The sequence below is a fragment of the Paenibacillus sp. 01L418 genome, assembly GCF_056400045.1.
In genome coordinates, this window is the sequence record NZ_JBFTSN010000236.1 from 1 (window position 1) to 13,726 (window position 13,726).

General features: G+C 39.5%; 16 protein-coding genes and 1 pseudogene. 14 read left to right on the top strand and 3 right to left on the bottom strand.

What is annotated here, in order from left to right; all coding sequences use genetic code 11:
- The coding region (locus tag AC1DSE_RS22665) for a glutaminase domain-containing protein (protein WP_477528228.1) at positions 1–1,793 on the bottom strand (1,793 nt) is incomplete at its 3' end.
- 141 nt (positions 1,794–1,934) lie between these two features.
- Here AC1DSE_RS22665 and AC1DSE_RS22670 point away from each other — a divergent pair.
- The 3 genes from AC1DSE_RS22670 to AC1DSE_RS22680 are packed head-to-tail and all read left to right on the top strand — an operon-like array spanning position 1,935 to position 3,542.
- On the top strand, positions 1,935–2,771 hold the full coding sequence (locus AC1DSE_RS22670; protein WP_441909947.1) for an AraC family transcriptional regulator: 837 nt from the start codon (positions 1,935–1,937) through the stop codon (positions 2,769–2,771).
- Positions 2,768–3,307, top strand: coding sequence for a histidine phosphatase family protein (locus tag AC1DSE_RS22675; protein ID WP_477512941.1), 540 nt, complete (start codon positions 2,768–2,770; stop codon positions 3,305–3,307). Before AC1DSE_RS22670 ends, AC1DSE_RS22675 begins: the two co-directional genes overlap by 4 nt.
- Before the next feature lie 34 nt (positions 3,308–3,341).
- On the top strand, positions 3,342–3,542 hold the full coding sequence (locus tag AC1DSE_RS22680) for a DUF4177 domain-containing protein (protein WP_477512942.1): 201 nt from the start codon (positions 3,342–3,344) through the stop codon (positions 3,540–3,542).
- A 51-nt stretch (positions 3,543–3,593) separates the two neighbouring features.
- On the opposite strand, the pseudogene msrA reads toward AC1DSE_RS22680, so the two are convergent.
- A pseudogene (msrA, locus tag AC1DSE_RS22685) lies at positions 3,594–4,062 on the bottom strand (peptide-methionine (S)-S-oxide reductase MsrA).
- A gap of 213 nt (positions 4,063–4,275) precedes the next feature.
- Here msrA and AC1DSE_RS22690 point away from each other — a divergent pair.
- The gene (locus AC1DSE_RS22690) at positions 4,276–5,049 is read left to right on the top strand and encodes an HAD-IIB family hydrolase (RefSeq protein WP_477512943.1); all 774 of its coding nucleotides are present in this window, start codon (positions 4,276–4,278) and stop codon (positions 5,047–5,049) included.
- A gap of 53 nt (positions 5,050–5,102) precedes the next feature.
- The gene (locus AC1DSE_RS22695) at positions 5,103–5,648 is read left to right on the top strand and encodes a GrpB family protein (protein WP_477512944.1); all 546 of its coding nucleotides are present in this window, start codon (positions 5,103–5,105) and stop codon (positions 5,646–5,648) included.
- Between the two features lie 81 nt (positions 5,649–5,729).
- On the opposite strand, the gene AC1DSE_RS22700 is transcribed toward AC1DSE_RS22695, so the two are convergent.
- Positions 5,730–6,932, bottom strand: coding sequence for a serine hydrolase domain-containing protein (locus AC1DSE_RS22700; RefSeq protein WP_477512945.1), 1,203 nt, complete (start codon positions 6,930–6,932; stop codon positions 5,730–5,732).
- Positions 6,933–7,167: 235 nt separating this feature from the next.
- On the opposite strand from AC1DSE_RS22700, the gene AC1DSE_RS22705 reads away from it, so the two are divergent.
- The 9 genes from AC1DSE_RS22705 (at position 7,168) to AC1DSE_RS22745 (ending at position 13,550) form a co-directional block, all read left to right on the top strand.
- Positions 7,168–7,509, top strand: coding sequence for a cupin domain-containing protein (locus tag AC1DSE_RS22705; RefSeq protein WP_477512946.1), 342 nt, complete (start codon positions 7,168–7,170; stop codon positions 7,507–7,509).
- Positions 7,510–7,665: 156 nt separating this feature from the next.
- Entirely contained in the window at positions 7,666–7,839 is a 174-nt protein-coding gene (locus AC1DSE_RS22710; protein WP_477512947.1) for a hypothetical protein, read from the top strand.
- Positions 7,836–7,898, top strand: coding sequence for a hypothetical protein (locus tag AC1DSE_RS22715; RefSeq protein WP_477512954.1), 63 nt, complete (start codon positions 7,836–7,838; stop codon positions 7,896–7,898). Before AC1DSE_RS22710 ends, AC1DSE_RS22715 begins: the two co-directional genes overlap by 4 nt.
- A 15-nt stretch (positions 7,899–7,913) precedes the next feature.
- Positions 7,914–8,495, top strand: coding sequence for a histidine phosphatase family protein (locus AC1DSE_RS22720; RefSeq protein ID WP_477512948.1), 582 nt, complete (start codon positions 7,914–7,916; stop codon positions 8,493–8,495).
- 55 nt (positions 8,496–8,550) lie between these two features.
- A complete protein-coding gene (locus AC1DSE_RS22725) occupies positions 8,551–9,246 on the top strand; it encodes an HAD family hydrolase (RefSeq protein ID WP_477528229.1) in 696 nt (231 codons plus the stop codon).
- Between the two features lie 221 nt (positions 9,247–9,467).
- A complete protein-coding gene (locus AC1DSE_RS22730) occupies positions 9,468–10,565 on the top strand; it encodes a GerAB/ArcD/ProY family transporter (protein WP_477512950.1) in 1,098 nt (365 codons plus the stop codon).
- Positions 10,562–12,034 carry a spore germination protein gene (locus tag AC1DSE_RS22735; protein ID WP_477512951.1) on the top strand — a complete coding sequence of 491 codons (1,473 nt, stop codon included), beginning with the start codon at positions 10,562–10,564 and terminating at the stop codon, positions 12,032–12,034. The genes AC1DSE_RS22730 and AC1DSE_RS22735 overlap by 4 nt, the downstream gene beginning before the upstream one ends.
- Before the next feature lie 2 nt (positions 12,035–12,036).
- A complete protein-coding gene (locus AC1DSE_RS22740; protein ID WP_477512952.1) occupies positions 12,037–13,182 on the top strand; it encodes a Ger(x)C family spore germination protein in 1,146 nt (381 codons plus the stop codon).
- A 119-nt stretch (positions 13,183–13,301) separates the two neighbouring features.
- Entirely contained in the window at positions 13,302–13,550 is a 249-nt protein-coding gene (locus AC1DSE_RS22745) for a hypothetical protein (RefSeq protein ID WP_477512953.1), read from the top strand.
- Positions 13,551–13,726 lie beyond the last annotated feature (176 nt).

Here is a 13,726-nt window from a genome sequence, read left to right on the forward strand (position 1 = left end):
GTTTTATCATACGCATGCCAGAGGCGGTCTACAATGGAATTGAAATCTTCCTTATTGTCGCAGAGTGTCGCACTCCAAACGATCCAATCCGATTTGGTGTAGGTGTCACGATTATCAAGCATGAGGCCAAACTCACCTGAATGTCTCTCCAGATAGGCTTTAGTCTCAGCTTTAAATGTATCTTTAGGGAACAATTCGAGACCGAATAATTGATCCCATACCGCATTGTATTTCATGCTAAAGGAATCAGGACGGTCAAATGCTAAACGATAGGTTCCGTCTTCATTAGCAGCCATGACGAGCCAGTTATCTATCATTCCTTTTGCAACATTCATTAATTCCTCTGACTTTTTCTCGTCTCCAGCCATACGGTTTAGAATCGCAAAGCTTGCGATACCCATAATAGCCTTAATCGATAAGTTACAGTTATGCGCGAGATGCCCTGCAAAATCATCCGTACACAGCTGGTTGTCAGGATCTACACCATTGTTAATTAAATAATTGCACCATTTCTCAAGATGGTCCCAGTTCTCTTTGGCAAAAGATACATCATTCTCCGTGACCGCAACAGCAGCTGTGCAAATCAGCATATTTCCACATTCTTCAACGGGCATTTGCCAAGTAGGGCATGTGCCGTGACTATAGACTTGGCCGTTAACGAGTGGATAGGTTCCCGCATCGTGTGGTGCAAAATCATAATACCAAATATCAGTAGCAGCGTATTTAAAAATAGGGCGCAGCATCCCTTTAACGAGCTCTGGGTTGTAAATCAAAAATTGCGGTATGGATGGATACGTAACGTCTACCGTAGCTGCACAGCCATTGCTGAAATTTTCTTTGGATATAAAGAGAACGTTTCCATCGGTATCCGCACAAACCTTATGACCTGCAATTGCTTGTCTGTAGGCTAAGGATACTAGTTCCGCGTACTTCTCGTTGCCTGATTCTGCAGCTTCTGCAAATAGAGTGGATGAGAACTGTTCACACTTTTCAAATAGGTTGTCGTACTCAGATAAAGCCTGCTTCAAGGCATCTTCGATGGTTTCACCGTCTTTTTTCCAATAAGCATTAAGCGGCTCATTAAAATATTCAATCGCTTTGATATCATCATATGCAACAGCAAAAAGCGCATTTGCGTTTTCACCTGTATTTACAGGGATAGACAGCTCAATGTTATGGCTTACCGTACCGTATTCATGTGTATTGGCTACATCGATGACAGAAGCCTTTTCATGATTAGAAGCGAGGTATAAATAACCCCAGTTAATTCTAAGATCATCACCAGCTTTATTTAAAACATTTTGAAATTTGCTTCCAATCTTGCCGCATGTAAAACCTGGCTCGCTAATATCTTTGTAATCGACTGGGAATTCATATTTAAAGTTTTGACATAACTCATCATCGACATTTATTTTTATAGTCACATCATGTGCTTCGCCATTGTTAGATTCGGCTTGTACATGAATATAAGACACGGGTCTAGACATAAGCTTTAAATCATCCATTAAAAGAGGGGTAGTAAACGTAACGAGTAAATGGATTTCATCAGAAGTAAAACGATATTTGCTGGATAATGCATTAATATCTACACCTGTTTGTTTCATTTTTATACCATTATCATTGCCGCCCATAAAACAATATTCTTTTCCGTTAACCACAGCGGCACCGACTAATTTATGAGGTTGGCCCGTCCAATGTTTGGTATCAGCTTCGTTCAGTTCGTTAGCCATAGACCAAACAGAAAAATAAGGATCTACAGTTATAAGTGGGACAGCTGGTGCTCGCATAATCATAGTAATTCCTCCTAAGTTAGATGAAAATGAATGAAATGCAAAACGATTGAATAATGTTATCTGTTGCTGTAATATACAATTTATCATACAAATTACGGTCTGATAATAGAAGTTATCACAATAGATGTGAGGAATATCACAATGAAAGAAACTGTTTATAGCTTTTGGCATCTGCTAGATCCTAAACTTCCATTGAACATCGTAATGGCAGGAATTTCTTATTGCGACAAGAATTATATCATCGAGAGAAAAGGTGAAAATTTATTTTCATTTGAGTATATTATGGATGGAAGCGGTGTGCTCGAGATAGAATCCCAAACGCTGTATCCTCAGAAAAATGATGTATATCTCTTAACTAAAAATAGTTATCATAAGTATTATGCCAGCGAGGAAAATCCGTGGGTTAAAATATGGGTCGTTTTTAATGGGGATTTTGCAGAAAGTTTATTTAAGCATTACTTGCCAGCAGACACCTATATTGTGAAAGATTGCAACATTCTTTCTTATATGAATGAAATTATTAATATTGCATCTGCCAAGCAAAAAAACTACTCTGATATTACAGATGAGATTTCAGTTATTGTGTTAAAAATCATATTGCATTTAAAAAACCATTTGGAAAATAAAGTGCTCTCTATTCCTGAGCGCATTAAACAATGTTTGGATTTAAACATCGAGAATGCTATCGATATTAACGATGTTTCATTACAGCTTGGATATTCGAAAAACTACATTATTAAATTATTCCGAGAATGTTATGGTATAACGCCTTATACTTATTTTCGCAATCGCAAAATAGAGCTCGCCAAGCAATACTTGCTTAACACGAATCTAAACATCAACGAGATATCTACAAAGCTGAATTTTGCCGACCAGCATTATTTCTCTTCATCATTTAAAGCGATTGCGGGCATTACTCCTTCGGAATATAGAAAAAACAGAACTAATCAATTTATAGATGCGGAGGGGTACTCTTGAACATCTACGTAGTCAGACACTGCAAGGCAGAAGGGCAATCGCCAAGTGCTAAGCTTACCGAAGAAGGTTATCTGCAAGCGGAGCGGGTAGCTGAATTTCTGCAGGGCAAACATATCGAACATATCATTTCGAGCCCGTTCCTAAGGGCCATTCAATCTATTTCTCCATTAGCTGAAAAAATTCAGGTAAACTGTCATGTGGATGATCGCTTGTCAGAACGAGTTTTATGTGGCGAAAGCAATGTTAACTGGCTTGAAATGCTTCGTCATACTTTTACAGATCTGGAGATATGTTATGAAGGCGGCGAATCCAGTACTTCTGCGATGAATCGTGCCTTAGCGGTAATAACCGATGTGAGAAATAGCGGGTTTGGCAATGTGGTTATCGTTACCCACGGAAACTTAATGTCCTTGCTGCTTAAGCATTATGATCACAAATTCGGTTTTGAGGAATGGGCATCCTTGTCTAATCCTGATGTCTATCATTTGCAGTTTGAAGGTGAATTACCGATGATACAGCGAATTTGGAATGGCTGAGCTAGATTATTAATAATACAAGGAGGCGATAGGTTTGTACGAATATATGTATGTTGAAACATCATTGGGCGGGTTTTTCTCAGAGGCAAAACATCGAGAAACGATTGATGAATATGCAAAAGAAGGATGGAGATTAGTACAGGTTTTACCGACACATTATAATGGTCACGGAAAACCAACGGCGTATGAAATTATTTTCGAACGTTTAATATCAAATAGGGGCGCAAACACGTAAAAGTGTTGCGTCCCTTTTTTAATCAAGTCATTCATAAAACAAAGCTATTTTCTACTTCCAGTATTTCTCGATAATAGCATCACGGCCAGAATATACTCTTGATTCCTTATAGAACTTTGGATTTTTACGGTGATAGTTCTGGTGATACTCTTCCGCCAAAACGGCCGCTCTTCCCAAGCTCTTCCTTGGATAATTGAGCAAGTTGGCGCTGTTCTTCTGTGTGATAAAAGATGGCAGCACGGTATTGGCTCTTGCGGTCATTGCCTTGTCCTACAGCATCTGTAGGGTCAATTTGCGGCCAATAAAGCTCAAGCAATTTTTCATATGGGAAGATGTCCGAATCATAAGTGATTTGTACGACTTCCAAATGACCGGTTTCACCAGTCAATACTTGCTCATAAGTAGGGTTCTCTAGCGTTCCGCCCATATAGCCGGACAGAATGCCATGTATGCCGGGCTGTTCTTCAAAAGGACTTACCATACACCAGAAACAGCCCCCGGCAAACGTTGCTTTTTGTATCATTTGCTCTCCCCATTTCCTTAACTAATTAATAAAGCGTTCGTATGAACACTTATTATAAGCTTGATCATTTAATCAGTCTATTGCTTTGGTGGCTTCATAAGAGACATTGTCTAGAAATTCCAAAGCTTTTGCAGTAAACTAATTGAATCTAATTATATCTATTTATAATCAAATAGTACATGACATTCATTTGGAAGTAGGGGATTACTTATGATTTTTGTTTTTGATTTAGATGGAACCATCTGCTTTAAAGGACAGCCTGTTTCAGAAAAGATTTTAAGTGGTTTGGAGGAATTAACTCAAGCAGGGCATGAAGTTATTTTTGCTTCCGCTCGTCCCATTCGAGATATGCTTCCTGTTCTTCATCAACGTTTTCACAACTTTTCTCTTATAGGAGGAAATGGTTCTCTTATTTCTAAGGATGGCAGCATGATCGCTATAGAAACTTTTAATGAAGATTTACGCCTTAACATGTTAAAGCATATTGAAGCGCATCAAGCGACATATTTGATTGATAGCCATTGGGATTATGCCTACACCGGTTCTTTAGAGCATCCGATATTAAAAAATGTTGATGCCTCCAAACTTGCTAAGCTTGTTGCAGTAGAGTCGCTGGAGACCATCGTCAAAATACTAATCCTTACCGCGAATGATATGGAAGCTTTGGAGCAAAAGCTTGCAAGCCTAGAAGTTGTTATTCACAGGCATCGTAATGAAGCTGTCATTGATATTAGTCCAACTCATATTCATAAATGGAGTGCCCTGCAAAAATTAGGGGTGGAAGCCAAACAATTTATTGCATTTGGGAACGATGCCAACGACATTTCGATGTTTCAAAACGCGAAGCATGCGGTCATGATTGGCCATCATGATGAGCTGGCTCTTTATGCATCGGAAGTGATTCCGCTCGCGGGCAATTGCGAAGAACAGATCGTAGAGAAACTGAAGGAGCTCGCTGGCAAGCATGTTCCATTGAATTCATAAATGCTTTTGAGTGATAAGATTTTATTAGAGAACAGCAACATAAGGAGCTCATTATGGAGGAACAATGGATAATTGCAAAACATGATCCAGAATGGAAAAATCAATTTAATGATATCGCTCTAAAAATAAGAAATGCTTTGGGAGATTTGGTCGTTCGTATTGACCATGTTGGCTCAACTTCGATTGCTGGTTTAGATGCGAAGCCCATTATTGATATTCAATTATCCGTTATTGATTTTGAAACGATCATAAACCATAAGAGTGAGATGGAGAAAATAGGCTTCATATATCGAGAAGAAAACGCAGATAAAACGAAAAAGTATTTTCGAGAAATACCGGGCAGTCGAAGAACGCATATTCATGTAAGGCAGTCAGGTAGTTTTTCAGAACAATTAACTTTATTGTTTAGAGATTATTTGTGTGCGCACCCTGACGACTGTTTAAGATATGCCCGGGAGAAACATCGATTGTTTGAGCTTTATAAGGATGAACGCTCCAAGTATGTAGAAGGCAAAGGGCCTATCGTTTGGGATATCATTCAGAAAGCACATATTTGGTCGCAAGAAGCGGGTTGGAAACCATCGGCTTCAGATATGTGAAGGATAAACGTCTTATTAAAAAGGGAGGAGCTGCATGCAAGCGCAGCTCCTCCTTTCCTACATTAATAGAATCTTATGTTCTTACATACCCGATTCTTTAACCAGACGTTTGACCATAGAATGAAGATTCAGCGATTTTAAACTTAAGTTCAGCTCATGGTTAAAAAAGAGGATCAAACCCGATTTGTTGTCTGGATTAAACATCGTTATCGTGAGCACTCCGGGATCAGAGCCGTTGTGTCCGATAACCTTGCCCTTGCTGACACCTTTCAAGTAAAGACTATCCAGCGCTGAATAGCTCCATCCGAGTGCCTGATTGCCATTATCCGACTGCGGTTTGAACATCTTATCAAGTGTGGCCTGCGATAGGATGGTTCCGTTCTCGGCCTGCCCGCCGTTCATGATGGCAAGATAGAACTTAGCAAATTCGGTGGTCGTCGTCTTCAACGTACCATCTGGATAAGTTGGGAAGGAATAGGGCACTAGCGGTTTATGTTTTGCATCATATTGCACGGCAAGTACGTCATTGCTTAATAAATCTTTATGCAGCCATTTGGTATGCTTCATGCCTACCGGGTCAAAGATATGCTGCTGCGTATATTCGGGAAAAGGTGTTTTGGTAATCTCTTCGACTAAATAGCCGAGTAAACCATATCCGACATTGCTGTAGTTGAACGCCGAACCAGGTTTATCTTTCGTAAAGTTTTTTTCTTCGTCGTACCATTTTCCTCCCGGAACGAGAAAATCCTTCATGAACTGCGCGAGTGTAACCGTTGAGTCGCCACCACCACTGTTCGAAGTGTAGAGGCTGTCGTACAGCTTCCAATTGTTATCAATTCCTGAAGTATGATTTAACAGCATGCGGAATGTAATAGGAGTGTCTGGAAATTTAGGATGAACAATACTTATCGGCAAAAATGTATTTATGTCATCATCCAGCTTAATGGTTCCTTTCTCAACAAGCTGCATGACGGCCGTGGCAGTCACTGTTTTGGAAACGGAGGCAATCTGAAATACCGTGTCATTTGTGATCGGTATATCTTTTTCCCTGTCAGCGTCTCCGTAATTAATAATGCGATCAATTTGATTGTCTTTGATTATTGCGATGGATACGCCTGTCATGCCTGATTTCTTCATTTTGACCTGGACGAATTTCTCAAGATCCTTAGGGTTAGAGAAGTCAACCTGAATGAAAGTAATCGTTGCGAAAGCAATTATGAGTGCTCCCAAAATAAGTCCAATGATTTTCCAAACCCGACCCTTCTTCCTTTTCTTCTCCATCATGACGCCACCTTCCGCCTTTTCTCAGGCCGAGTATTTATAACATTTTTTAACCTTACCAGATATAGTAAAAAATCAATTCGCACCGCAGTCGAGTTTGTTGCCTCGACTTTAGACTAGATCGTGCGGGAAATTTGAATTATTATTCTTTTGTTTGTATAATAATTCAACCAGAAATGATGGACAATTTTAATGGCACATTTTACAACAAAATCATTAGAGGTTAGGAGCAATTGAAATGAAAATAAGTAAACAATCTGCTGAACATTATATTTGGGGAGACAACTGTGATGGTTGGCATTTAGTTAAAAATAAGGAATTAAGCGTTATTCACGAAAGAATGCCAGCAAATACTGCGGAAGTAAAGCATTATCATCAAGATGCTAAACAATTTTTCTTTATCTTATCAGGAACAGCTGCTATGGAAATTGGTGATCAAGAGGTGTTTTTAAATCAACATGAAGGAATCGAGGTTCCACCTCAAATCCCCCATCAAATGTTTAATAAATCCAACGAAGAAATTGAATTTTTGGTTATATTTCAACCGAATAGCAGAGGTGACAGGTACGTAATAGATTAATGGAATTAGCCGGCGAATAACATTGATGGGTTTGTTAGTAAGTTAAGGGTAGGAGGGGGAAATAGAGAATCCGTAATTATGATATCATGTAAATATAAGGTATTTGTGAATCTTAATAGACAAAGATAGTTTTTAGGGGGAAAGGGGAGATATGTTGTGAAAGAAAGTAGAATTATTTTAGCGATAATTGTTTTCGGTCTTTCCTGTTATAGTCTAACGACTAAAAACTTTGAAATGATGCCATATTTGATGTTATTTCTAGCCATATTTATGTTAGTAACAGGACTAGCTGAATTTCAAAAAGACAGAAAAAGTTTTTGGGGTATATGAGCATTATTGTTTTTTTATTTACTTTATTTGTTTCCATTCAAGGTTTCTTATTGAATTAGCGGAAGGAGTTAGATATGAAAACGTTTATTTACATGGTCAGGCATGGAGATTCACCTAAAGGAGAAGGGAAGGAGAGAACGCGTGGGCTAACTGAAAAAGGGATTTCAGATGCCCGTATCATAACTGAAATATTGAAAGAAGAGGGAATAGACAATTATATTTCAAGCCCATACAGAAGGGCGATATTGACGATAGAGGAACTAGCGCAGTTTTCTGGCAAAGAAGTATTGGTTTTTGAGGATCTTAAAGAAGTAAACTTTTTAAAAGATGATGAAATCATGCCCGATTTGGAATTGTATCCATTGGTTAAGAAGATGTTCTCTGACCCGGAGTTTTTGTCGCCAGGAGGGGAATCTATTAAGGCTTGTCAGGATCGGTCCATCACAATTCTCAATAAAATGTTAAACGAATATAAAGGACAGAAGATTGTTATAGGAACACATGGAGCTGTTATGACTTTGATGATGGGGTATTTTGATCGTCAGTACGATTTGGACTTTTTATTAAAGACCTCAAAGCCGGATATCTATAGATTGGAATTCGAGGGTGAAATGTTAATAGGAATGGAGAGATTATGGAACACAACTACAGTGTGAGATAATTAAACTATGTTTATTTAAGCATGGGTTACGCTAGGGAGATAGGATGAAAATGATTAAGTATATTATTTTTGATTGTATGGAAACCATAGTTGATTTAATTGAGCTCCCAAATGCAAGTGATTATGCTTACTGGTCTTATGCGAATTCTGGTGTTGAACAGTATTGGGTAAATTTTGATGAGTATTATGAAAAATATAAGCTTGYCAAAAAAACATTAAGTGATAGTTATAAGACACATCAAGAATATGAAATGAAACAAAGAATTGAGTTTATCGTTAACAACACAACCTCTATTAAACAAAATAGACAAGCAGTTATAGATCGTTTATACGAAAATTACTGGGATACCTATAAGTCTAAATGTTTTATTAAGGAAGAAACTAAGCAGGCGGTTGCACAACTTAAAGAAAAATATCATTTGGCAATCGTGTCTAATTTCATGATTAGGGATGGCATAGAAGAGCTGCTGGATATAAATAATTTGATCCATAGTTTTGATTTCATTGTGACTTCCATTGGATTTGGATGGAGAAAACCTGACCCAAGAATTTATAAATACGCAATTGATAAATCTGGTTGTCAGGAGCATGAGATCCTATTCATTGGTGATGATTATGAGAATGATTACGTGGCACCAAGGAAATATGGCATGCATTCACTATGGTTAAACAAGACTAACGAAAAGAAAGATCAAATTGATCAAATTCACGACTTTTATGAATTAACAAKAAAATGTTTAGAGTAGATGCTAAGTTGGAAAACCCGCTTATATTCGATTACATATTGTTACATATAAATGGCAGCCTATGACTTTTTTCGTCCAAGGCTGCCATTTTTTTATTAGGCTGATCTAAGCATAATTTAAATTGAATCCGAGCAACTTGCTTCTTTTGGAATATTAAATTGAAATTAGTACCAAAATAGAGTGAGGATTTACGGATTGTATAGATATGGATGTGATTTCATTTGAGCGGTTCGGGTAATAAAATCAGCTTTGTGCAAATATTTATGATGTTTTCATTAATGAATGGCCTTACCAGCCACGTTATCGTAAATCCGATGATTTTGTCTGCGTCCAAACGTGATTCGTGGATTACTGTACTGATGACAGGTGTGTTTTTTCTTATTTGGATTTTGCTATTGGTCTGGATAATGAACCGATCAGGTCAGCAAGAGTGGAAAAAGTGGCTATCCCGCAGGAGTTCCCCTTTTGTTTCTTGGCTCCTTATCCTTCCCGTTTGCATTCAGATGTATCTCATTGGCGGTATGACCGTCATCCATACGGCTACATGGCATGTTACAAATTATTTGCCCTCTACTCCTAAGATGCTGCTCGTTGTCTCATTGGTATTATTTTGTACAGCCATGTCTATGTGGGGATTAAAGGTCATTGCGATCGTTGCAGGCGTGTTGCTTCCGCTTGTTGCTTTGTTAGGCATTTTTGTCGGTTCATTTAATTCTCCAATGAAAGATTTTTCGTTATTAAAGCCTGTACTTGAGCATGGATGGGGCCCGGTTTGGAACGGAATGGTTTATTCCGGCGCAGGTTTTGTGGAGTTGATGGCGCTTATCGTGCTGCAGCATCATTTGAAGACGAAAGTTCGAGCTTGGCAGCTGCTTTTATATGGCGTATTTTCCATCGTCATTTCACTGGGGCCTATCGTTGGTGCGATTACAGAGTTTGGTCCCATAGAAGCATCCCATCAAATGACTTCGCCATACGAGCAGTGGAGGCTCGTGAAAATTGGGCAATTTGTTGAGCATCTAGACTTTTTATCCATCTTTCAATGGCTGTCTGGCGCGATTGTTCGCATAAGCTTATCGGTGTATTTATTCGTTGAATTGCTTTCTCTTCGTCAAGCACGCAGTCGACACTGGGCAATAGCTATCATTATGGTGAGTTATATCCTTCTGTCACTGTTTCGAGTAAACGAATATACCTTTTATTTATGGATGGATCGTTATTACATGCCAATCTCGCTGGCGGTATTGTTGTCCTTTTCATTTTTATGGATGATTGCCGCCCTGTTCTTAGGATCTGCCTCAAAGGAGGGAAAAACATGAATGGACAAGCACAGTCAAATTCAGAGATCTGGAATGAGGAAAGCTTAAGGGCTCTCTTTGAGGGTTCATCAGATGTCAAAATCCAAGCTTGCCACTTTGGAGAACAAGAAAGCGTTGAAGTCGTGATTGCTTTTGCAGAAGGACTGAGCCATTCAGCCGACATTGGTAAGTTTATTTTACCAGAGCTTAATCGACTCTTTAAAGAACAGGGCTCATTCAAGGATCCAATTGTGCGGTTGTCGAATGTGTTGTCGATTACGGAATTTACAGAAGCGACCGAGGACGCGCTATCGGAGGCTATATTTCAAGGGGATCTGCTGCTCATATTCACTGAAGATAATAAAGTGGCTTTTGTAAGCATAGCAGATAAGCCAACAAGACAGCCATACGAATCCAGTACAGAAATTTCGGTTAAGGGACCAAGGGATGGGTTCGTTGAAGATATTACTGTAAATATTGCCTTAATCCGTAAACGGCTTCGAAGCCCTTCTCTCCATGTAGATAATTTGACAATAGGACGAAGAACAAAGACGCGGATAGGGATTCTTTACTTTTATGACATCATTAATCCTAAGATTTTGGAGGATTTACGCACGCGATTGGACAAGATTGATATTGACGGTTTAATCAGCATTAGCCAGCTAGAGGAATTGTTGTCTGATTTCAAATTCAAGCTATTGCCGATTATGGATTTTACCGGAAGACCCGATTATGCCGTCCAAAGCTTGCTTTCGGGCCGTGTAGTACTCATTATCGATGGGCTGCCGATGGTGTTAATTGCGCCTGCGGGTCTATCACTTATTTTAAAATCTCCAGAGGATGCCCATTTCAACTATGCGTATGTTTCATTCTCAAGAATAATAAGAGGAATCAGCTTATTCCTGTCTATCTTTTTGCCAGCCATTTGGGTTGCGTTAGTGTCGTTTCATCAAGACCAAATTCCATTTCAAATGATGGCTACCATTTCCGTGACTAGGCTGGGGCTGCCGCTTTCTTCGCATATGGAAATGTTTTTGCTGCTCATGCTGCTAGAAATATTTAGGGAAGCGGGAGTAAGGCTTCCTAACGCAATCGGTCAGACACTGACGTCAATTGGGGGGTTGATCATTGGAGATGCAGCCATTCGAGCGGGTTTGGTTTCGCCGTCAGTTGTTGTAGTTGGTGCGATTACCGCCGTTTCGGGGGTAACTCTAGTGAATCAGACGTTAAGCACGCAGGTTAGTATTTTGAGGCTGTTCTTTTTTACACTATCCGCAATTCTCGGCATGTATGGCGTGATCTTAGGTATGGTACTGCTCATTGGTTACATGGGTACTATAAAATCATTTGGCGTAAGCTATTTGGCGCCTTTATCTCCGCTATCCGTCAGGGAGCTGCTTATTTCTTTCTTGAGATTGCCGTGGGATAAAATCAACAAACGACCTACCGCGCTGCAAACGAAAGATCCCGATAAGAAGAAGGAGGATTAGACATGTATATTTTCCGGGCAATAAGCGTGCTTCTGTGCAGTATTATGATTCTAAGCGGTTGCACGAGTATGCCGGAAATTCAAAATATGGCATATGCGACGGCTATTGGCGTCGACTTTAAGGACGGGAAATGGATTGCCTACACACAAATACTCAATTTCTCAAATATCTCGCATAGTGAACAAGTTAGTCTTGGTAAAGCTGTCCCCGTATGGGTAGGCAAAGGGGAAGGGAAAACCATGGCATTAGCATTAACTGACATTAGCAGAACATCCCAGCTGCAGGTGTTTTGGGGTCATGTTAAAGCTGTTGTTATGACAGAAGCGGTGCTCAAGAAGGGTGTCACTGATGTGTTTAGCGCGATTAATCGTTACAGGGAAGTAAGGTACAATATTCTGATCTATGGAACAAAGAGGAGCTTGCCAGAAATATTTATTCAGAAATCGATTTTGAATTTATCCCCACTGGAAACGATCATGTTTACGGCTAGTCAAATGCATTCAATCGTTTCCGTAATCCTTCCTGTTACTGTAAATCGCGTTATTGCGGATTTAAATGAACCTGGAGAGCCGGCAATGATTCCATCACTTGACCTTGATTCTAAAGATTGGTCGGAAGACGAACAACCAAAGCCGATGTTCAGCCTATCAGGTGGTTATTTTTTCAAGAAAAACAAGATGATAGGATGGATGTCAGGACGGGATCTGCTAGGGATTAGATGGGCGGAAGAGGGACTGAAACGTATACCGCTTCAAGTTAATGCCCACGGCTCACCGGCTGCCGTTATTGAATTTTCATCTCCTAGAATGAAAATTAGACCCGAAACGGAAAAGGGAGAAACTCGCTATAATCTTGAAGTTGAGGCAAAGGGCATTGTCATTGAGCTAATGCAAGACGTAACCATTAACCATTTGAAGGAATGTGCTGCTGATGCCATCCGCAAGGAAATCATGAACACCTATAGTAAAGCGTTAAAGTCCCAAATCGATCCGTTTCATCTCAGACAATCGCTTTATCAGTCATCACCCGCGGAGTTTCGGCGCTTGTCCAGCACCGATGATTTTTTCTTGAAAAATGATTCTATCAAGAACATTCAAGTAAATGTCAATCTAATGAATACGGGGAAATATAAGGGGACAAAAAATTAATTGAAGCAGTCATTTGGACTCTAAGCAAGATTCCTCGCAACTCTTGTAACAAGAGCACAATCATGAAGCCTCTACTAATCATAGATTAAAAGGAGCATGATAGTGGGAGGTGAGCTTTAATGGAGGAAATGTATCGTTTCGGCAGAAATAATATGAACTGTAGAGTGCGTGTTCGGACTCGTGATGGCCGTTGCCACGAAGGCGTTATCGTAAATGTTGATAGAAACAATATATATTTACGGACATCGGACAGAGTAAGAACATCAGCATATTATGGTAATGGGTACGGCAATGGATATGGTTATGGTTTTGGGGCAGGTCTACTGACTTTGTCATTGTTTACGCTTCTTGCTATAGCTTTGATTTAAATAAAGAAACCTCAAGTCCATAGTGAAGTGCACCCCTTAGAATAGACATTGGAAAAACCCCTAGGTTATTCCGATGAAATTCTAGGGGGTGTATTTTTGTGGCGGTTAAAGGGCAAAAGTTTAAGCATTATGAAGATACAACGAAAGTGGAGGCAATCCGCTTACATGTTGAAGAG